This window comes from Halorubrum aethiopicum, from assembly GCF_001542905.1.
Lineage (GTDB): Archaea > Halobacteriota > Halobacteria > Halobacteriales > Haloferacaceae > Halorubrum > Halorubrum aethiopicum.
In genome coordinates, this window is the sequence record NZ_LOAJ01000001.1 from 283,095 (window position 1) to 302,327 (window position 19,233).

Below are 19,233 nucleotides of genomic sequence, written 5' to 3' on the forward strand. Positions count from 1 at the left end.
AGCCCGCCAGATGAGTCTCAGACGGTTCGTCCTCCGGCGCGCCCTCGCCGTGGTCCCGGTGCTGTTCGGCGTGTCGGCGGTCACCTTCGGGCTGTTCCACCTGACGCCCGGCGACCCGGTCTCGCAGGTGGTCGCGTTGAACCCGGACGTGAGCGCGGCCGAGGAGGCGCGCCTCCGCGAGCGGTGGGGGCTCTCGGGGCCGGTGTGGCGGCAGTATCTCGAGTGGCTCTCGAACGTGCTGGTCGGCGACTTCGGCCGGGAGATCCGGACGGGGCGGGCGGTCTCGGGGATCGTGTGGCGTCGGCTTCCCGAGACGATCGCCTTGGGGATCTTCGGCTGGCTCTTCGCGGTCGCGATCGCGATCCCGACGGGGATCTACGCGGCGGTGAACAAGGGGAAACTCGGCGACGTCGCGAGCCGCGTGCTGGCGCTGTCGGGGGTCTCGATCCCGAACTTCTGGCTCGGCCTGCTGTTGATCCTCGTCTTCTCGCTGTACCTCGGGCTGTTCCCGGTGTTACCCCCCTCGCGGCTGCCGCTGTATCACCCGGAGACGCTCCGGTACCTCCTGTTGCCGGGGGTGACGGTCGGGACCGCGGCGGCCGCGAGCCTCATGCGCGTGATGCGGACGTCGATGGCCGAGGAGCTGAACGCGGAGTACGTCACCGCGGCGCGCGCGAGGGGCCTGCCCGAGCGCACGGTCGTGTTCAAACACGTCCTGCGGAACTCGCTCGTCTCGGTGGTCACGCTCGCGGCCACGCTGACGGCCGGCATCGTCGCCGGCTCGGTCGTCGTCGAGAGCGTGTTCAACTGGCCCGGACTCGGTTCCGAGTTCGTTCAAGCGATCGATCGGCGGGAGGTCAACGTCGTGATGGCGATCACGCTCGTGACCGCCGTCGCCGTCGTGGTCGCGAACTTCCTCGCGGACGTCCTGTACGCCGTGCTCGACCCGAGGATCAGGTATGACTGAGGACGGAGAGCGCGGTGCCGACTCGGAGGGCAGCCGGGCGACCGACTCGGAGGGGAGCCCGTCGGTCGGATCGGGCGAGAACCGAACGCGAAGCCGGACCGCGACGCGGGGGCGGCTCCGGATCGTCGGGTTCGACGCGGACCACGTCCGCGACCGCGAGTCGCTCGCCGAGCGGCGCGAGAGGGACGGCACGCCCGGCGAAAGCCGGGGAACGCCCGGCGAGAGCGACGACCGCGCGAACGCAGAGGGAGTGACGAACGGCGCGGCAGCCGGCCGGTGGCGACGCGGGCTCCGGCGGTTCCGGCGGAACCGTTCGGCGATGGTCGCGCTCGCGGTCGTCGTCGCGATGGCGCTCGTCTCGCTTCTCGCGCGGCCCGTCGAGGTCTTCGGCGTGGTCGTCCAGCCGTTCGCGCTCGCGCCCTACGACCCGACGACGATCCTCTACCTCTCCGTGGACCCGAGCGTGAGCCCGTACGACCCGCCCTCGGCGCGGTTCCCGATGGGCGTCGACGGCGCGGGACGCGACCTGTTCTCGCGGGTCCTCGTCGGCGGGCGCTACAGCATCTCGATCGGGTTCGTGGTCGTCGGACTGACGGCGACGTTCGGGCTGGCCTACGGGGCGGTCTCGGGATACTACGGCGGGGCGGTCGACGAGGTCATGATGCGGGTCGTCGACGTGGTCTTCGCGTTCCCCGGCCTCGTGTTGGCGCTCGTCGTCGTCGCCACCCTCGGCGGGGGGTACTGGCAGCTGGTGCTCGCGTTCAGCCTCTTCGGGTGGGCCGGCTACGCCCGACTCGTCCGGGGTGAGGTGTTGTCGATCGCGGAGCGCGACTACGTGCTGGCGGCGAAGGCGGTCGGCGCGCGCGACCGCGGCGTCATCCGCCGACACGTGGCGCCGAACGCGCTGTCGCCGCTCGTCGTGTTGGCGTCGCTCAACGTCGGCAGCGTCGTGATCGGCGTCGCCGCGCTCGGCTTCCTCGGGCTCGGGATGGACCCGAGCACCGCCGAGTGGGGAACGATGCTCGACGCGACGCGCGAGACGCTGATCCAGGGGCCGGGCGGGGCGATCCCGTGGTGGGCGACGGTGTACCCCGGCGCGGCGATCTTCGTCTTCGTGCTGGCGATGAACGTGATCGGCGACGGGATCAACGACGCGCTCGACGCGCGCGAGATCGGCGTGGCCCGCGGGGCAAGCGGGGGCCACGGGGATCCGCGTGACGGCGGGGGGAACCGCGAGAGCCGGGGTGGCGAGCCGTGACCGCCCTGCTCGAGGTCGAGGACCTGACGGTCCGCTTTTACACCGAGGAGGGCGTCGTGACCGCGGTCGACGGGCTCTCCTACCGGGTCGAGGCCGCGGAGACGTTCGGCGTCGTCGGGGAGAGCGGGGCGGGAAAGAGCGTGGCCGCGCTGTCGGTGCTCGGGCTGATCGACCGACCCGGACGGATCGAAGGCGGCGAGGTCCGGTTCAAGGGCGAGGACCTCCTGTCGATGGACGAGTCCGCGCTCCGGTCGGTCCGCGGCGACGAGATCGGCGTGGTCTTTCAGGACGCCCGCGCCGCGTTGAACCCCGTCTACACCGTCGGCGAGCAGATCGCCGAGACGATCGAACACCACCTGGGATACGATCCGGCGGTGGCGAAGGCGCGGGCGATACGCCTGCTCGACCGCGTCGGGATCGCCGATCCGGCGGCCCGATACTCGGCGTACCCCCACGAGTTCTCCGGCGGGATGTGTCAGCGCGCGACGATCGCGATGGCGCTGTCGTGCGATCCGGACCTGATAATCGCCGACGAGCCGACGACCGCCCTCGACGTCACCGTCGAGGCGCGGATCCTGGATCTGCTCGCCGAACTGGCCGACGAGTTCGACGTCGCCGTCCAGCTCATCACCCACGATCTCGGGGTGATCGCCGGGACCTGTGACCGGGCGATGGTGATGTACGCGGGCGAGGCCGTCGAGACGGCTCCGGTCGAGGAGCTGTACTACGACCCGAAACACCCGTACACCGCGGGCCTCATGAGCGCGATCCCGCGGATCGGCGACGACCGCGACCGGCTCGCGACGATCCCGGGGACGATGCCGGACCTGATCGAGGTCCCCTCCGGCTGTCGGTTCCACCCGCGGTGCCCCTTCGCCGAGGAGGCGTGTACCCGGACGCATCCCTCCTTCGTCGACCCCGAGACGGGCGAGGCGGCGACGCTCGACGACGACCGCGCGGCCGCCTGCCTCGAGTACACGGAGGGGCTCTCGGGCGGGCTGGACTACTCGGTGGAGGTCGACGGCGAGAGGGGGAGGGGGTCCGGCGGCCCGGACGCGGAGACGGAGAGGGACGCCGAACGCGACGAGGGTGGTCTCGATGAGTGACGGCGACGCCGGCGACGCCAGCGACGCCGGCGAACCGGTCCTCCGCGTCGAGGGCGTGAAGACGCACTACGACTCGACCGGCGGGTTCCTCGACCGGCTGCTCGGGCGGTCGCGGCGGGTGCGGGCGGTCGACGGCGTGGACTTCGAGCTTCGCGCGGGCGAGACGCTCGGCGTCGTCGGCGAGTCCGGCTGCGGGAAGACGACCCTCGGTCGGAGCGTGCTCCGGCTGGTCGAGCCGACGGCCGGCTCCGTGTATCACCGCGGCGAGGACCTGACGGCGCTGTCGAGCGCCGCGCTCCGCGACCGCCGGAAGGACCTCCAGTACGTCTTTCAGGACCCGCTCTCGAGTCTGGATCCCCGCCTCACCGCCGGCGACGTCGTCGGCGAGCCGCTCGACGTCCACGGGCTCGCGACGGGCACGGAGCGCGACGCGCGGGTCCGCGAGCTGTTGGAGACGGTCGGGCTGAAGCCGAGTCACGCCGCCCGGTACCCACACGAGTTCTCCGGCGGGCAGCGCCAGCGGCTCGGGATCGCCCGCGCGCTCGCGGTCGACCCCGAGGTGATCGTCTGTGACGAGCCGGTGAGCGCGCTCGACGCCAGCGTCCAGGCGCAGATCCTCAACCTCCTCTCGGACCTCCAGGCGGAGTTCGGGCTCGCGTACGTGTTCATCGCCCACGACCTGCGCGTGATCGAGCACGTCTCCGACCGGGTGGCCGTAATGTACCTCGGCGAGTTCGTCGAGCGCGGGCCGACCGAGGCGGTGTTCGAACCGCCGTACCACCCGTACACCGAGGCGCTGCTCTCCGCGATCCCCGAGCCCGACCCGCTGTGGGAGGGCGACGGGATCCGCCTCGAGGGGACGGTCCCGTCACCGGTCGATCCCCCCTCAGGCTGTCGGTTCCACACCCGGTGTCCGCGGCTCGTCCCGGCCGCCGAGTACGACCTCCCCGGGGAGGTCTGGCGCTCCCTGACGGACCTGAAACGTCGGACGAGGGAGGCCGACGGCGTGGCGTCCCTGACGGCGGTGAGCCCGTCGGGAGAGGCAGGCGGATCGCCGGCCGGAGACGACGCCGTCGATCCCTTCGATCCGACCAGTCCCGGCGATCCGACCGACTCCACCAGCCCGGCCGACTCGACCGGCCCGGCCGATCCGACCGAGGTCCCCCGGGAGACGTTCGACGCGCTGGTTCGCGAGGAGTTCGGCCTCCCCGAGCCGCTCCCGGACGCCGACGCGGAGGCGACCGTCGCCGACGCGATCGGCGCGCTCCACGACCACCGGATCGACGAGGCCGCGGAACTGCTCGACGCCGCGTTCGTCTCGCCCTGCGAGCGCCACCATCCGACGGAGTACCAGGTCGGCACGGACCACGGGATCGCGTGTCTCCGGTACGACGACGGGTTCGACGAGGAGACCGGAACGTTCGCTGACGGGGCGGAGCCGACCGGATCGGAGCCGACCGGGTCGGCGGAGTAGGTCGTCGCCGGCGGATCCGTTTCGCCGTCCCCGGCGGATCCGTTTAGGTCCCCCGCGCCCAATCCCGTCCGATGCGACGGATCTACGAGTCGGACGCGCTCCGGCGCGACGACGACGACCCGCACGCGCCGGCGGAACGGGAAGACGAGGGAGCGATCCAGGCGCTGCGCTCGGTCCCCGCGACGGCGCTCAGCGACCGTCTCGTCCCCCGCGGGCTGCGTCATCGGTTCGTCTCCGTCGACGTTGAGACGCCGCGGCGGGAGTTCGCGGTCGGCGAGCCGGTCCCGTTCGTCGTCACCTTCCGCAACCGGGTCCCGTTCCCGGTGTCGATCGCGACCGCGTCGCCGCTGCCGTGGGTCTGGACCGTCGACGGCGACGTCGAGGCCGCGGCCGCGGACGTTTCCCTCCGCGACCCGCCCGACGAGCCGGGTCGGTTCGCGTTCGACCGCGGCGAGCGAAAGCGCTTCCGCAGGCGGTGGGACGGGCTGTTTCGGGTGAGCGACTCGGAGTGGGTCCCGGCCGAGCCCGGCGAGCACGTCATCGGGGCGGCGGCGAACGTCGCGGACGCGGGCGCGAAGGGGTTGCGCGCGGAGACGACGGTCCGGCTCGTGGAGTGACGGCTCGCGAAGTGACGATTCGTTCGTGGGGAACCCGGCGTCGCCGGCACCCGGCGGCAGTGTTGAGATAAGGTCGAAGGATGAGGCGGTCAAAAGATCGAGTGGTCTATGCTCTCGTTCGACCGCCTCAGCGAGGATAGCGGTTGTATCGAGTTAGATTTTCTGGAGCGAGAGGCGACACCCGAGCCAGCGATGAAGCTCGGTATCCGACTCCATTTGGCTGGGTTATCACTTTCGGATACCGTCTCATTTCTTGAAAAGTTGGGTGTCGATCGGCATCGAACCACCGTCCATCGGTGGGTACAGAAAGCCGACCTACAGCCGACAGACGGTGCCGATCCGAATCACGTTGCGGTCGATGAAACCGTGATTCAGCTCAATTCTGAACAATATTGGCTGTACGCTGCTGTCGATCCCGATACGAACCGCCTGCTCCACGTTCGGCTCTACCCGACGAGAACAAACGCGATCTCCTCGATGTTTCTCTCTGAATTGCGTGAGAAACATCAGGTGGACGACGCGGTCTTTCTCGTCGATGGTGCTCCGTGGTTACAGGCAGCCTGCCATCGTCACGGGCTCCGATTCCAACACGTCACACATGGGAATCGGAATGCCGTCGAACGTGTCTTTCGTGAAGTAAAACGCCGAACAAACCAATTCTCAAATACGTTTAGCCACGTCGAAGCGAAGACCGCCGAAAATTGGTTACAAGCGTTCGCCTTCGCATGGAATCAGCTTATCTAAACACTACCCCGACACGGCCAACGTTTACGGTTCTCACACCCGTGGGAGACGTATGCATCCACGCACCCGTCCGGTCGCACGGCCGATCGCGCGGACGGCTCGACCTCGACGCCGGGCGGTCGATCGATCCGGACCCGCCCCCCGGGGTCGATCCCGGCGATGACCGCGCGCCGACTGCGGTTCACCGAACCACGGACGATCGAGGTTGAGTCGGTCCCGGAGCCGGTTCCGGAGAGCGACGAGGTCCGCGTGCGGACGACCGTCTCGGCGATCAGCTCCGGCACGGAGCGGCTCGTCTACCGCGGGGAGGCACCGACGGACCTCCCGGCGGACCCGGCGCTGGAGTCGCTCGACGGCGACCTCTCGTTCCCGCTGTCGTACGGCTACGCCGCGGTCGGCGAGGTCGACGCGGTCGGCGAGGACGTCGATCCCGACTGGCTCGGCCGGCGAGCGTTCGCGTTCGAGCCGCACGCGAGCGCGTTCACGGCGTCGCCGGGAGACCTCCAACCGATCCCCGACGGGGTCACCGACGCGCAGGCCGCGCTGTTCCCGACCGTGGAGACCGCGGTCAACTTCCTCATGGACGGGAACCCCCGGATCGGCGAGCGCGTCGGCGTCTTCGGCCAGGGGATGATCGGCCTCGCGACGGCGGCGCTTCTGTCCGACGCGTCGCTCTCGGAGCTCGTCACCGTCGACGCCTGTCCCGCCCGCCGGGAGCGCTCCGAGCGGATCGGCGCGGACCGGAGCCTCTCCCCCGGAGCGGACGCGGTCGCGCGCCTCCGCGAGGGCGATCCGCCGGGACGGGACCTGACCTACGAGCTGAGCGGCGCGCCCGACGCCCTCGACGACGCGATCGCGGCCACCGGGTACGACGGGCGGGTCGTCGTCGGCTCGTGGTACGGGACGAAACCCGCCGAAGTCGACCTGGGGCGGACCTTTCACCGCGACCGGATCGCGATCGAGAGCAGCCAGGTGTCGACGATCGAGCCGGCGCTCCGGGGCCGCTGGTCGCTCGAGCGCCGCCGGGCGGTCGCCTGGGACCGGCTCGCGGGGCTCGATCTCGACCCGATACTCACCCACCGGATCCCGTTCGCGGAGGCCGCCGACGCGTACGAACTCCTCGAGGAGCGACCCGAGGAGGCCGTCGGCGTGCTGTTGACGTACTGACCGGTGTCGCGAGAAGCTTTCCGGATTCCCGCGACGCCGACTACCGGTCTGTGGGCGGTGGCGCGCCCGGGAGCGGGCCGGCGGCCCGCGACCGGAACACGAGGGACGCGGCGAGCGGAGCGAAGCGGAGGGAGCCGCAGCGAGGCGCTCCGCGCCTCTGGCAGCCGGCGGCGAAGCCGCCGGCGACGAGGCTGGGGAGGCGTGAGGTGCGGGGCTGTGCGGGGCGGGATTCAAAGGGGCAGTCGCGAGGCGTGCGCAAGCGATACAAGGACCGAGGACCGCAGCGAGCGTGCGCACGCCTCGCGACTGGGGCTTTGGCGATGGTCACCGCGCCAGCGACTACGCACCATCGGGAAGTCCGTATCGACCGATCTCGCGCCGACCGATCTACTCCCCGACTACCGTCTCGTAGCTCGCGGCCGCGCTCTCGTCTTCCCACATCGTGACGCTCGCCGTCTCGATCCCCTCGGTCTCGATCCCCTCGAGCAGCCGGTCACAGAAGACGCGGGCGAACCGCTCGACGCTCGGGTTGTACCCCTCGAAGCGCGGGCGGTCGTTGAGCGTCGCGTCGGCGTACTCGTCGACGAGCTCGTCGATCCGCCCGGCGAGGTCGTCGATGTCGACGAGGTAGTCGTGTTCGTTCAGCTCGGGGCCGGCCACCTCGACGTCGACCTCGAAGCGGTGGGAGTGGAGTTCGTTCTCCGGGCCGGCGTCCGGCACGGTCAGGAAGTGCTGGGCGACGAACCGCCGGGAGACGCGAACCGAGTACACGGGATCACCACGGACCGAGCGATCAAAAGCGTGTCCCCGCTCGTACGGAGACGATTCGAGTATACGCCACCGTAAAGGGACTCTCATGGCTCCTTCGTACTGATCGAGGGACGCGATCGCGACGAACACCGCCAAAGCCCCAGCCGCCCCGCATCCGTACCTCACACCTCCCCAGCCTCGCTGCTCGCGCGTTCGCGCTCGCAGCGTCCCTCGCGCAGTGCTGCTCGGCTGCAAAGCGGCCTCGCAGGCACGCGCCACCGCACTTCCGTTCGGCGTCTCCGGATCACTCGAACGACCACCGACGTTCCCGCGACGAACACGAGGTTTTTATCGGACTACGGAGACCGGGAACTCGATGGACCCGATCGTCATCGTCGGCGGCGGCATCGTCGGCGCGAGCCTCGCGTATCGCCTGCGCGACCACCCCCGCCCGGTCGCGCTCTACGAGCGCGACGCGCTCGGCTCCGGGACCACCGGCGACTCCGTGGCGATCTTCGTCCGCCACCAGTCGCGTCCCGACCCGCTGAGCCACGAGCTGCGCGAGCGCGCGTGGGAGCACTACGAGCCGCTGATCGAGGACGGCACCCTCGACTTCGAGCGGATCGGGACGCTCGACGTCGCCCGGACCGACCGGGGGCTGGCCGACCGCCGCGAGGCCGCGGAGGCGCTCTCCGAGTTCGGGGTCGAGGCGTCGATCCTCGAGCCGGCCGAGCTCGCCGACCACGGGCTCGACCCCGACGCGGTCACCGGCGCGATGTGGACCCCGAACGACGGCTACCTCGACCCCGCGGAGATCGTCCAACACTACGTCCGCGAGGCGACCGCGGGCGACGGCGGCGTCACGGTCGAGACCGGTACCGCCGTGACGGACCTCCGCGTCGAGGACGGCGCGGTCGTCGGGATCGAGACGGCGAACGGCACGCGACCGGCCGCCACGGTGGTGAACGCGGCGGGGCCGTGGGCCCCGGCCGTGAACGACATGGCCGGCGTCTCGCTGCCGTTCCGACACAACCGCGGGCCGGTCGTCGTGCTCGGGAAGGAGGAGCCGTTCTCGCTCCCCTTCGTCCAGTTCGGCGACGGGCTCTACGTCCGCGGCGAGGGGCGAACTCAGGCGTTCGGCGGGCGCTTCGGCGCGAGCTACGAGGACGCCGGACGCCTCGATCCGACCGACGCCCGATCGGTCGATCACGACTTCTACCTCGAGATCGGCGAGCGGATCGAGACCGCGATCCCGCGGCTCGAGGGGGCCGAGGTCGTCGCCGACTGGGTCGGGGTCCGGACGCTCACGCCCGACGGCGTCCCGGCCGTCGGCGAGTCGGCGGTCGACGGCTTCTACCTCGCCGCCGGCATGAACGGCCTCGGCGTCACGCTCGCGCCCGCGATCGGGGAGTTCCTCGCGAAGCGGATCGCCGGCGAGTCGGTCGATCCCGAGGTCGCGGCGTACCTGTCTCCGGACCGGTTCGCGTGACGGTCACGCGACGTTCACGTGACGTTCGCGTGACGTTCGGCGGAGTCGCCCACCCGTCGGAGCAGCCCTCCGCCGAAAGGGGTTTTCCCGGCGGTCCCCTGGTGAGACCGATGGGCCCGAGAGATCGCGTCGTCCGCCGGCTTCCGATCGACGGCGGCTGGATCCCGCTCGTCGCGCTGTGGGCGGTCCCGACCGGGATCGGCGCGGCGGGACTGCTCGCCGCCGGGCTCCCCCCCGTCGCGCTCGGCGGCGTCGCGCTCGGCGGGGCGGTCGCGGTCGCGGCGATCCGGGTCGCGACCGGGCGAGCCCGCGAGGCGGCCGGCGGGGAGCCGGTGACGGCGGCGACCGCGGTGACGACCCTCCGCGCGTCGGCGCTCGCGCTGCTCGGCGCGTACCTCGTCGTCGACCCGGCGGCGGGCGAGGCCGCGAGCGGCTGGCTCGCCGGCGGGCTGTTCGCGGTCGCGGCCGGCGGCGACGCGGTCGACGGCGCGGTCGCGCGCGCGACCGACGCCGTGACCGACCTCGGCGCGGAACTGGACGTGGAGGTCGACGGCGCGACCGTCCTCGTGGGCGCGACGGCCGCAGTGCTGGCCGGCGCGGCCCCGGTCGTGTTCCTCGCGGTCGGGCTCGCCCGGCCGCTCTTCGCCTACGGGCTCCGCCGACGACGACGACTGGGGCTCCCGACGCACGACCTGCGGCCGAGCCGGCTCCGTCGGCCGATCGGCGGAGCGACGATGCTCGCGACGTGGCTCGCGCTGTCACCGGTTCCGGGGGAGGGTCTCTCGCGGCTTCTCACGACCGCCGTGGCGGTGCCGGTCGTCGCCTCCTTCGCGCGCGACTGGCTCGTCGCCAGCGGCCGGCTGTGAGCAGGCCGTGAGTCCGATCGCGTGAGGACGCCCCGACCCCGGCTACGACTCCCGACGGTGCGGGATCACGACTCTCGACCGTACGGGATCACGACTCCCGACGGTACAGGACCACGAGCACCGCGATCAGGACGACCTGCGCGAGTTTGTCGGCCGCCGACATCGGGTTTATCGCCGGCGGCGCGGGGAGTCCGGGGCTGTTGAGGGCGTACCAGAGGACGATCTGACCGGCGGTGAAGGGGATCCCCAGCAGGTAGACCGTCGGCCGGAAGCGGTCGGTGAGGACGAACCAGACGCCGACCGAAAACCCCGCGGTCGCGACGAGGAAGGAGACGCCCATCGCCAGCGAGACGCCGAGCCCCGTCTCGAGGAAGTCGCCGAGGAACCCGACTCCCAACGCGAGGTGGACGAGCGCGCTCACGACCGCGGCGGCGATACCGACCCAGTGCGTCGAGGTGAGCGACCCCATTCGACCCGCGGTGGCGGTCGCGGACGTGTCGTCTACCATACCCCGCGTACGGGCCCCTCCCACATCGTTGTTTGGTACGACGGCGCATGGATCGTCGGGCGAGGGCGTCGAGGAGCGTCGGAGAGCGTCGAGGACGGCGTGACCCGTCGTCGGAAAAACCGGGGGAATGGGCACTCCACCCCGAGGTCGATCGGAGCGACGCGCCTGTCGATATCGACCGACCGAAGCGACTTATACCCGCGTCAGACGTGTGCCCTCCGTCCGACGAGCGTCCCACGTCGCGGGCGGCGGTCCGCCCCGCGAACCCGTCTCCCGCCCCCGTCGCCGCGCCGGCCGGAAGGTCGATACGTGCGGCGGACGACGGTCCGGGCATGACCTTCGGCGACCTGTTCGAGCGCGCGGCCGGCTACGACGTCGACGAGGAGGCGATATCGCGGGCGCTCGCGGAGCGGCGCGCGGAGCGGGGCACGGAAGAGGACGAGGACGCATGAGCGACGCCGGAACCGAGGCGCGACCCGACCCGAGTCCCGCCAGGGTCGTCGCCGACGCGGACGTGTTGGCGGCGGATCTCCTCGTCGGCGGGTCCGCCCGCGACGCGCTCGATCACCTCAGGCGACACGCCTGGACCACGCTCGTCGCCAGCGACGCCCTCCTCGACGACGCCGAGGCGGTCGTGGCCTCGCTCGCCGATCCGGATCTGGCGCGCGACTGGCGCGAGCGGGCGGCGGCCTGGCGCGAGCCCGTCACCCAGCCCGCGGGCGACCACCCGGCGCTGGCGTCGGCGTACCACGGCGGCGCGATGCAGGTGATCAGCCTCGATCCGGCGCTGACGAGCGCGGGCGCGGCCGCGGGGCTCGCGAGTCGGTTCCCCGTGAGCGTGCGCGAGCCGCGCGCGTTCGCGAGCGTGTTCTCGCCCGAGCGGCTCTACTCCGAGGTCGTCGGCGGGGAGTACCCCGGACCGGACCGGGACGCCCGGGAGTGGTGAGCCGGGTCGACCACGTACCGCGTCAGCGGTTCGCGTACCACTCCGCGAACTTCTCCAGCGCCCGGCCGCGGTGTGAGACCGCGTTCTTCCGTTCGGTGTCCATCTCCGCGAACGTCTCGCCGTCGTGTTCGAAGATGGGGTCGTAGCCGAACCCGCCGTCGCCGCGCGGGGCCACGATCCGGCCGGGAACGTACCCCTCGAACAGCTTGACGGGGAGGGGCCGGGGCTTTCCTGGTCGCCGTCGACGTCCCCGCTCTCGTCGTCTCCGCCCTCGTCGTCCCCGCCGCCATCGGCCTCCCTCTCGGGACCCGCGGCCGCGGCGGCGACGCGGTCGCCGCGGTCGACCGGGTCGGGGCTGGCGGCGAACCCCTCGCCGTCGCAGTACGCGAGGGTACACCGGAACGCGGCCCGGCGGTCCTCGAGGTCGCGGGCGATCTCCCAGACGCGGTCGATCCCGAGGGTGTCCTCCACGTACGAGGAGTAGGGGCCGGGGAAGCCGGAGAGCGCCTCGACGAACAGCCCCGCGTCGTCGACGAGGACGGGCTCGCCCGCCTCCCGGTACGCCTCGCGCGCGCCGCGCGCCGCGATCGGGCCGAGCTCGTCCGCCTGTATCTCCGCGTAGTCGAATTCCAACTGGCTGACCGAGCCGTCCGCCAGGTAGCTCTCCGCCTCGCGGACCTTGCCCGGGTTCGTCGTCACGTACCGCAGCATGTGACGAGGAGTCCGCCGGCGCGACGGGAATAGCCGTCGATGGGCCGCCGCCCGATCGGCGGCGGGCCGCGGAGGAGCCGGCGGCGACACGCTTTTTTCATATCGGCGAAACGTTCCGCATATGGCTGCCCTCCCCACGTTCGAGAAGAAGCGGCTCATGGGACTGGTCGCGGTGCTCTCGTTCGGGCTGACCTCGCTCTTCGCGGTGCTCGAACTCGGCGTGCTCGTCCCCGCGACGTTCGTGGTCGGCTTCCTGATCCTGCTCCCGGTGGTGGCGGTCCTCGGCGAGGACTTCCCGCTCGTCGAGCCCGCGGACGCGACGGCCGAGGCGGCGGCGACCGCGGACGCCGGGCAAGCGGGGAGCCGCGAGGACGACCCGGTCGCGACGCTCCGGCGGCGGTACGCGACCGGCGAGATCGACGAGGCGGAGTTCGAGCGGCGGCTCGACCGGCTGCTGGAGACCGAGGAGCTCGAGGGAACGGTCGACGGCGACGAAGCTCGGCGACGAGCGGACGAGCTGACGGAGATAGAGGCGGAGCTGGAGTCGAACTCCACGTCCCCGTGAAACTCGGGGGGGGGCTCGGGAGCCTCCCGCGGGGGATCGGAGCCGGAGCGGATCGCCTCTCGACGGGGACCGGGGACTCGGGGGACTACGCCGCGTCGGGGTCGAGACCGGTGATCTCGAAGCGTGCCCCGCCGGCCTCGCTCTCGGTCGCCCGCACCTCCCAGCCGTGCGCGTCGACGATCTCTCCGACGATCGCGAGGCCGAACCCGGTTCCGTCCGCGCGCGTCGAGTAGCCGGACTCGAAGACCCGTCCGCGCTCGCCGTCCGGGATCCCGGGCCCGTCGTCGGCGACGTAGAACCCGTCGTCCAGGTCGCCGACCGAGATCGTCACGTCGTCGCCGCCGTGCTCGACGCCGTTCCGGATCAGGTTCTCGAAGAGCTGTGCGAGCCGGTTCCGGTCGGCCCGAACCGTGCGGTCGACGGCGACGTCGAGCGTCGCCTCTCCGGTGTCCACGTTCTCCCAGCAGTCCCGGACGAGCGCGCCCAGATCGACCGGCGACGAGTCGGTCACGCCGCCTCCCTCGCGAGCCAACTCCAGCAGGTCGTCGATCAACGCCCCGATCCGGTCGTGTGCCTTCGCCACCGCGTCGAGGTGCTCGTCGTCACGCTCCGCGCGGGCGAGTTCGAGGTGACCCGAGGCCACGTTCAACGGGTTCCGGAGGTCGTGAGAGACGATGTTCGCGAACTCCGACAGCTGTTCGTTCTGCCGTTCCAGCTCCCGCTGGTGTGCGATCCGGTCGAGCGCGGTCGTCGTGTGCGCGGCGACGGTCTCCGCGAGCGAGACGTCCGCGTCGTCGAACGCGTCGGGGGTGGTCGACCCGATGAGGAGCACGCCGTGATCGTCGAGCGGGATGATGATCTCGCTCCTGACGGGCGTGTCCGGGTTGAACCGTTCGGGGACCGTCGAGAGGTCGTCGTGGATCACCGGCCGACCCGTCTCGAACGCCCTTCCGGCGAGTCCCTCCCCGGACGCGAAGGTCGGGGGTTCGCCGACGAGCTCCTCGGTCAGGTCCGTCCACGCGACCGGCACCAGCGTGTCGTCGTCCTCGTCGTGGAGGTGAATGGCGCTCGCCGGCATGTCGAGGACGTCGTGAACGGTCTCGACGGCGATCTCGGCGGCCCGTTCCGCCGTCTCGGCCCGCATGACCGACTGTGCGGTCTCGTGGAGCGCGTCGATGACCCGCGTGTACCGCTCCTGCCCGGTGACGTCCGTGATGAACCCCTCGAGGGCCTCCACGCGGCCGTCCTCGGTACGGATCCCCCGGCCGCGTTCCCACACCCACTTGATCTCCCCCTCCTTGGTGCGGATCCGGTAGGTGATCTCGAACGGCTCGCGGTCGTCGACCGCGGCCTGTATCGAACGCCAGACCCGCTCTCGGTCGTCGGGATGGATGATCCGCTCGCCGTAGATGTCGGTCCCGTCCTCCAGTTCGGACGAACGGTACCCCGTCAGAGCCGTCACTTCACCCCGAACGTCCTCCATCGGCCACCCGGGCTCGTTGACACACCGGTAGACCATTCCCGGCAGGTTGTCGACGAGCCGTTCGAGCCGTCGTTCGCGTCGCCTGTGCTCCGTGAGGTCCCGGCCGATCCCGATGAGCCCGATCAGATCGCCGTCGAGGTCGGTCAGACGCGACGCGGTGAACTCGTAGGGAACGCGGTCGCCGTCCGCCGTCAGAAGCGCGGATTCGACGGTCGTCTCCCTGGCGGCGAGCGCCTCGTCGATCGCGTCGTCGATCCGCTCCCGTTCGTCCTCGGGGAAGAGGTCGGTCGCCCGCATCCGCCCGATCGCCTCGTCCGTGTGACCGGTGACCGCCGTGAGGTGGTCGTTCCACCGGCGGAACGTCCCGTCGGCGTCGATGACGTAGAAGACGTCGTTGAGCGAATCGAGGGCCTGCTCGACGAAGTCGCGCTCCTCGCGAAGGCTCGCCCGCACCTCGAAGGAGTGGAGGACGTGGGCGACGTCGTTGCCGAGTTCGGCGAGGAGGTCGCGCTCGTTCGCGTCGAACGCGTTCGGGCGGTCGGCGTAGACCGCCAGCACGCCGTACAGGGTGTCCCGGTACTCGAGCGGGAGGGCGGCGACCGCCCGAAACCCGCGTTCGATCGCGTTCGCCTTCCACGGCTCGAACTCGGGGTCCTCGGCGACGTTCTGTGAGACGGCGACCCGCCGTTCGCGGACCGCCGTGCCGGCGGGCCCCTGCCCGGTGGCGCTCTCGTCCGTGGTGATGGTTATCCCGTCGAGGTACCCGCGTTCCGTGCCCGCGGACGTTCCCGGTTCGACGCGGTTCGTCTCGGGATCGACCTCGCCGATCCACGCGAACAGGTAGGGGTCGGAGTCGCTGAGGACCTCACAGACGCGAGCCTCCACCGCCGCCCGCGAGTCCGCGCGCACGATCGCCTGGTTGACGTCGCTGGCGAGCGTGCGGATGCGGTCGAGTTCGGCGGCCCGCCGGCGGGTCCGGTACTGCTCGACCGCGTTGGCGACGCGGTTCGCGAGGACGGCGTACTGGCTGGTTCCGCGCTCCTTCTGGAGGTAGTCCGTGACGCCGGCGGCGATCGCCTCGCTCGCGACCTCCTCGCTCCCCTTGCCCGTGTAGAGGAGGAAGGGGAGGTCCGGGTGCTCCTCGCGGACGGCCTCGAGGAACTCGATGCCGTTCCGGCCGGGCATGTCGTAGTCGGAGACCACGCAGTCGACGTCGCCGGCGGCGAGACGCTCTAACCCCTCGCTCGCGTTCGACGCCGTCTCGACGTCGATCCGGTCGTCCTCGCGTTCGAGGAAGGTCGCCGCCATCTCCGCGAGCTCCGGCTCGTCGTCGACGTGGAGGACACGGATCGCGTCGGAGGATGCGCTCATGGGCGGCCCGTCCCCCGGCGGTTGGACGCCGCGATAGATAAGATACGGGGGCGGCTGCCGCTCGGCCGGGAGGGTCCACGATCGATGGACAAGACTCTTGAACCGCACGCGCCAGGAACGGACGGACATGTTGGTAACCGGGACCGTGGTCGCCGACGCCGACACCGTCATCGAGGACGGCGCGGTCGCGATCGAGGACGGCGCGATCGCCGCGGTCGGCGAGGCGGACGCCCTCCGCGAGACGTACCCCGACCACGAGCGGCGGGCGTTCGACCTCGTCGCGCCCGGACTGGTCGGCGGGCACGTCCACTCCGTCCAGTCGCTCGGGCGGGGGATCGCCGACGACGACGCCCTCCTCGACTGGCTCTTCGACGCCGTGTTGCCGATGGAGGCGGCGATGGACGCGGAGGCGACCCGCGCCGCCGCCGAACTCGGCTACCTCGAGTGTCTCGAGTCGGGGACGACGACGGTCGTCGACCACCTCTCCGTGAACCACGCGGCCGAGGCGTTCGAGGCGGCGATCGAGACGGGGATCCGCGGACGGCTCGGCAAGGTGCTGATGGACAAGGAGTCGCCGGACGGCCTGCTCGAGGACACCGAGGAGGCGCTCGCGGAGAGCGAGGCGCTGATCGAGGCGTACCACGGCGCGGCCGGCGGCCGGGTGCGCTACGCGGTCACGCCGCGGTTCGCCGTCACCTGTAGCGAGGCGTGCCTGCGCGGCTGTCGCGACCTCGCGGACCGCCACGACGGGGTGACGATCCACACCCACGCCAGCGAGAACGAAGAGGAGATACAGGCGGTCGAGGCCGCCACCGGGAGACGGAACGTCCACTGGCTCGACGAGGTCGGGCTCACCGGGCCGGACGTGACGCTCGCCCACTGCGTCCACACCGACGAGAGCGAACGGGAGCTCCTCGCGGAGACGGACACCGTCGTCACGCACTGCCCCTCCTCGAACATGAAACTCGCCTCGGGGATCGCCCCGGTCCACGACTACCTCGACCGCGGGATCGCGGTCGCGCTCGGCAACGACGGGCCGCCGTGTAACAACACGCTCGATCCCTTCACGGAGATGCGGCAGGCGAGCCTCCTCGGGAAGGTGGACGCCCGCGACCCCACCAGACTCCCGGCGGAGGCGGTCCTCCGGATGGCGACGGAGAACGGCGCGCGCGCCGCCGGCTTCGATCGGATCGGCCGGCTCGCGCCGGGGTACGCGGCGGACGTGATCGGTCTCACGACCGAGAGGACGCGGGCGACCCCGCTCCACGACCCGCTCTCACACCTCGTGTACGCCGCCCACGGCGACGACGTGGTCTTCACGATGGTCGACGGCGAGGTCCGGTACGACGGCGGCGAGCACGTCGGGATCGACGCCGCGGCGGTCCGCGAGCGCGCGACCCGCCAGGCCGAGCGGGTCGTCGAGGCGGCCGGGATCGAGGGCTGACTCGGACGAGCGGGTCGCCGTCCCGCCACGACCCGGACGGCCGGCTCGCCGGAAGCGACGGAGTCAAAAACCGGATCCCACGAACGTCCGGTATGACACGAAAACGGAGGGGCGTTTCGTGAGCATCGGAACCGACGGGATCCGGCGGGCGAGCCGGATCGCGAGCAAGTACTTCGTCGTCTGGGTGCTCGTCGCCTCGGCGCTGGCGCTGTACTCGCCGGGGACGTTCACGCCGATCGCGCCGTACATCACGCCGCTTCTCGGGATCATCATGCTCGGGATGGGGCTCACGCTCGAGCCCGCGGACTTCAGGCGGCTCGTCGAGCGACCGCGCGACGTGGCGATCGGCGCGGTCGCCCAGTGGATCGTGATGCCGCTGGCGGCGTGGGGGCTCGTCGTCGCGTTCGACCTCCCGGACGCGCTCGCGGTCGGGCTGATCCTGGTCGGGGCCGCGCCCGGCGGCACCGCCTCGAACGTGATGACCTACCTGGGGAAAGGCGACGTTGCGCTCTCGGTGGCGATCACGACGGTCACCACGCTGGCCGCGCCGGTCGTCATGCCCGCCTGGGTCGTGTTCATCCTCGGCGAGAGCCTCCAGGTGACGTTCATGGAGATGTTCGTCACCATCGTCCAGATCGTCTTGATCCCGGTCGTGCTCGGGTTCGCGATCCGCTACGTCCTCGACCGGACGGCCCCGCGCGTCGCCGAGGTCGGTCTCGACGTGTTCCCGGCGGTGAGCGTCGCGGCCATCGTCGCCATCGTCGCCGCCGTGGTCGGCCTCAACGTCGAGAACATCCTGACCGCCGCGGCGCTGGCGTTCGCGGCCGTCGTGATCCACAACGCGGTCGGGCTCGGCTCGGGGTACGGAATCGGGAAGCTGACCGCGATGTCCGAGGACCGCGCCCGCGCCTGCGCGTTCGAGGTCGGCCTCCAGAACAGCGGGCTCGCGGTCGCGCTCGCCACCTCCTTCTTCAGCCCGGAGGCCGCGCTGATTCCGGCGCTGTTCTCGGTCTGGCACAACGTCTCGGGGCCGGCGCTGGCGAGCTACTTCTCGGCGAGCCCGCCCGCCGACGCCGCCGGGACGGAGCCGGCGACCGCGGACTGACCGGCCCGCGGCGTCGTCGGCTCCCGGGACGGCCGGGAGCCGTACCGCGATCGACCGCTAGGGAGACGATCTGAGCGAGGTGGGCGGTTCGGTCGACGACCCCGCCCACCGGACCGCGGTCGCGACGTCGTTGAACGCCTCGACCGCGATGTCCTCGGTGGCGATCGTTCGCTCGAGGTACTGCCGTTTCGACCGCTCCCCGACGACGGCGAAGCGCTCGACGCCGCGGGCGACGGCGATCTGCGTTGACTCGCGGAGCGCCCGCCGCCCCGCGTCCGAACACGGCCGACTCGTCCGCACGGCGATCACGATAGCCTCGACGTCGCGATCGACGATCAGGCTCCGCCACCGGTCGAGGAGCGCCTCACCGGCCGCGGGACTGATCCCCGTTCCGTGTGGAAACTCGACGACGAGGACGCCCTCGTCGACCCGCATCGACCATCGTTCACCCGGTTCCATGTCACCGGCTATCAGTTCGATCGAGATAAACGCTCGTGTGAATATATCAGAGATGATATCCAGAGAATCGGTGCGACCGCGGCGTGATAGACCCGATCCTTCGGAATACGAGCCACGGAGAGCACGAGAGCTCGACGGGAGACGACCGCCGGTTCTCGGTGCGCTGATTCTCGGCTCTCGAGATCGGCGGTCCGGCGTCGGGC

17 protein-coding genes and 2 pseudogenes are annotated in these 19,233 nt (G+C 71.2%); 13 read left to right on the forward strand and 6 right to left on the reverse strand.

The window, feature by feature from the left end; translation table 11 throughout:
* Window positions 1-10 precede the first annotated feature (10 nt).
* The 7 genes from AXA68_RS01430 (at window position 11) to AXA68_RS01455 (ending at window position 7,333) form a co-directional block, all read left to right on the forward strand.
* Window positions 11-967 (forward strand): ABC transporter permease, encoded by a 957-nt coding sequence (locus AXA68_RS01430; RefSeq protein ID WP_066411841.1) that lies wholly within the window; start codon window positions 11-13, stop codon window positions 965-967.
* Window positions 960-2,225 carry an ABC transporter permease gene (locus AXA68_RS01435; protein WP_080505131.1) on the forward strand — a complete coding sequence of 422 codons (1,266 nt, stop codon included), beginning with the start codon at window positions 960-962 and terminating at the stop codon, window positions 2,223-2,225. The genes AXA68_RS01430 and AXA68_RS01435 overlap by 8 nt, the downstream gene beginning before the upstream one ends.
* Window positions 2,222-3,331 (forward strand): ABC transporter ATP-binding protein, encoded by a 1,110-nt coding sequence (locus AXA68_RS01440; protein WP_066411843.1) that lies wholly within the window; start codon window positions 2,222-2,224, stop codon window positions 3,329-3,331. The genes AXA68_RS01435 and AXA68_RS01440 overlap by 4 nt, the downstream gene beginning before the upstream one ends.
* A complete protein-coding gene (locus AXA68_RS01445; RefSeq protein ID WP_066411850.1) occupies window positions 3,324-4,805 on the forward strand; it encodes an ABC transporter ATP-binding protein in 1,482 nt (493 codons plus the stop codon). Before AXA68_RS01440 ends, AXA68_RS01445 begins: the two co-directional genes overlap by 8 nt.
* Before the next feature lie 71 nt (window positions 4,806-4,876).
* On the forward strand, window positions 4,877-5,422 hold the full coding sequence (locus AXA68_RS01450; RefSeq protein ID WP_066411853.1) for a hypothetical protein: 546 nt from the start codon (window positions 4,877-4,879) through the stop codon (window positions 5,420-5,422).
* Window positions 5,423-5,530: 108 nt separating this feature from the next.
* Window positions 5,531-6,166, forward strand: a complete 636-nt coding sequence (locus tag AXA68_RS15830) for an IS6 family transposase (RefSeq protein WP_080505132.1) — start codon at window positions 5,531-5,533, stop codon at window positions 6,164-6,166.
* A gap of 159 nt (window positions 6,167-6,325) precedes the next feature.
* Window positions 6,326-7,333 (forward strand): zinc-dependent alcohol dehydrogenase, encoded by a 1,008-nt coding sequence (locus AXA68_RS01455; RefSeq protein ID WP_066411855.1) that lies wholly within the window; start codon window positions 6,326-6,328, stop codon window positions 7,331-7,333.
* A gap of 387 nt (window positions 7,334-7,720) precedes the next feature.
* On the opposite strand, the gene AXA68_RS01460 is transcribed toward AXA68_RS01455, so the two are convergent.
* On the reverse strand, window positions 7,721-8,104 hold the full coding sequence (locus AXA68_RS01460) for a 6-pyruvoyl trahydropterin synthase family protein (protein ID WP_066411858.1): 384 nt from the start codon (window positions 8,102-8,104) through the stop codon (window positions 7,721-7,723).
* Window positions 8,105-8,459: 355 nt separating this feature from the next.
* Between AXA68_RS01460 and AXA68_RS01465 the strand changes: the two genes are divergently transcribed.
* Together AXA68_RS01465 and AXA68_RS01470 are read left to right on the forward strand one after the other, a co-directional pair.
* Window positions 8,460-9,572, forward strand: a complete 1,113-nt coding sequence (locus AXA68_RS01465; RefSeq protein WP_066411860.1) for an NAD(P)/FAD-dependent oxidoreductase — start codon at window positions 8,460-8,462, stop codon at window positions 9,570-9,572.
* Between the two features lie 110 nt (window positions 9,573-9,682).
* Window positions 9,683-10,438 (forward strand): CDP-alcohol phosphatidyltransferase family protein, encoded by a 756-nt coding sequence (locus tag AXA68_RS01470; protein ID WP_066411867.1) that lies wholly within the window; start codon window positions 9,683-9,685, stop codon window positions 10,436-10,438.
* Window positions 10,439-10,526: 88 nt separating this feature from the next.
* On the opposite strand, the gene AXA68_RS01475 is transcribed toward AXA68_RS01470, so the two are convergent.
* Window positions 10,527-10,946, reverse strand: coding sequence for a DUF7475 family protein (locus tag AXA68_RS01475; RefSeq protein ID WP_066411869.1), 420 nt, complete (start codon window positions 10,944-10,946; stop codon window positions 10,527-10,529).
* Between the two features lie 332 nt (window positions 10,947-11,278).
* Here AXA68_RS01475 and AXA68_RS01480 point away from each other — a divergent pair.
* A pseudogene (locus AXA68_RS01480) lies at window positions 11,279-11,892 on the forward strand (DUF7384 family protein).
* A gap of 22 nt (window positions 11,893-11,914) precedes the next feature.
* On the opposite strand, the gene AXA68_RS17545 reads toward AXA68_RS01480, so the two are convergent.
* Together AXA68_RS17545 and AXA68_RS17550 are read right to left on the reverse strand one after the other, a co-directional pair.
* Window positions 11,915-12,067, reverse strand: a complete 153-nt coding sequence (locus AXA68_RS17545; RefSeq protein ID WP_394326465.1) for a non-canonical purine NTP pyrophosphatase — start codon at window positions 12,065-12,067, stop codon at window positions 11,915-11,917.
* Window positions 12,068-12,321: 254 nt separating this feature from the next.
* A pseudogene (locus tag AXA68_RS17550) lies at window positions 12,322-12,762 on the reverse strand (non-canonical purine NTP pyrophosphatase); the annotation flags it as partial.
* On the opposite strand from AXA68_RS17550, the gene AXA68_RS01490 reads away from it, so the two are divergent.
* Entirely contained in the window at window positions 12,725-13,168 is a 444-nt protein-coding gene (locus tag AXA68_RS01490; protein WP_066411871.1) for an SHOCT domain-containing protein, read from the forward strand. The pseudogene AXA68_RS17550 and the gene AXA68_RS01490 sit on opposite strands and share 38 nt — an antisense overlap.
* An 85-nt stretch (window positions 13,169-13,253) precedes the next feature.
* Here the strand turns inward: AXA68_RS01490 and AXA68_RS01495 are convergent, their stop codons facing one another.
* Window positions 13,254-16,022, reverse strand: a complete 2,769-nt coding sequence (locus AXA68_RS01495) for a GAF domain-containing protein (RefSeq protein WP_066411873.1) — start codon at window positions 16,020-16,022, stop codon at window positions 13,254-13,256.
* Between the two features lie 127 nt (window positions 16,023-16,149).
* On the opposite strand from AXA68_RS01495, the gene AXA68_RS01500 reads away from it, so the two are divergent.
* Window positions 16,150-17,466: a 5'-deoxyadenosine deaminase gene (locus AXA68_RS01500; protein WP_066411877.1), complete on the forward strand. Its 1,317-nt coding sequence runs from the start codon at window positions 16,150-16,152 to the stop codon at window positions 17,464-17,466.
* A gap of 118 nt (window positions 17,467-17,584) precedes the next feature.
* Window positions 17,585-18,571 carry a bile acid:sodium symporter family protein gene (locus tag AXA68_RS01505; protein WP_066411880.1) on the forward strand — a complete coding sequence of 329 codons (987 nt, stop codon included), beginning with the start codon at window positions 17,585-17,587 and terminating at the stop codon, window positions 18,569-18,571.
* A gap of 57 nt (window positions 18,572-18,628) precedes the next feature.
* Here AXA68_RS01505 and AXA68_RS01510 read toward each other — a convergent pair whose 3' ends face one another.
* On the reverse strand, window positions 18,629-19,030 hold the full coding sequence (locus AXA68_RS01510; protein ID WP_066411882.1) for a hypothetical protein: 402 nt from the start codon (window positions 19,028-19,030) through the stop codon (window positions 18,629-18,631).
* Window positions 19,031-19,233 lie beyond the last annotated feature (203 nt).

Excerpts from the sequence above, each read along its gene's own strand:
- AXA68_RS01510 (WP_066411882.1), bottom strand. The coding sequence starts at position 19,030 with ATGGAACCGGGTGAACGATGGTCGATGCGGGTCGACGAGGGCGTCCTC.
- AXA68_RS15830 (WP_080505132.1), top strand. The coding sequence starts at position 5,531 with ATGCTCTCGTTCGACCGCCTCAGCGAGGATAGCGGTTGTATCGAGTTA.
- AXA68_RS01500 (WP_066411877.1), top strand. The coding sequence starts at position 16,150 with ATGTTGGTAACCGGGACCGTGGTCGCCGACGCCGACACCGTCATCGAG.
- AXA68_RS01475 (WP_066411869.1), bottom strand. The coding sequence starts at position 10,946 with ATGGTAGACGACACGTCCGCGACCGCCACCGCGGGTCGAATGGGGTCG.
- AXA68_RS01495 (WP_066411873.1), bottom strand. The coding sequence starts at position 16,022 with ATGAGCGCATCCTCCGACGCGATCCGTGTCCTCCACGTCGACGACGAG.
- AXA68_RS01445 (WP_066411850.1), top strand. The coding sequence starts at position 3,324 with ATGAGTGACGGCGACGCCGGCGACGCCAGCGACGCCGGCGAACCGGTC.
- AXA68_RS01450 (WP_066411853.1), top strand. The coding sequence starts at position 4,877 with ATGCGACGGATCTACGAGTCGGACGCGCTCCGGCGCGACGACGACGAC.
- AXA68_RS01490 (WP_066411871.1), top strand. The coding sequence starts at position 12,725 with ATGGCTGCCCTCCCCACGTTCGAGAAGAAGCGGCTCATGGGACTGGTC.
- AXA68_RS01455 (WP_066411855.1), top strand. The coding sequence starts at position 6,326 with ATGACCGCGCGCCGACTGCGGTTCACCGAACCACGGACGATCGAGGTT.
- AXA68_RS01465 (WP_066411860.1), top strand. The coding sequence starts at position 8,460 with ATGGACCCGATCGTCATCGTCGGCGGCGGCATCGTCGGCGCGAGCCTC.
- AXA68_RS01430 (WP_066411841.1), top strand. The coding sequence starts at position 11 with ATGAGTCTCAGACGGTTCGTCCTCCGGCGCGCCCTCGCCGTGGTCCCG.
- AXA68_RS01470 (WP_066411867.1), top strand. The coding sequence starts at position 9,683 with ATGGGCCCGAGAGATCGCGTCGTCCGCCGGCTTCCGATCGACGGCGGC.
- AXA68_RS01435 (WP_080505131.1), top strand. The coding sequence starts at position 960 with ATGACTGAGGACGGAGAGCGCGGTGCCGACTCGGAGGGCAGCCGGGCG.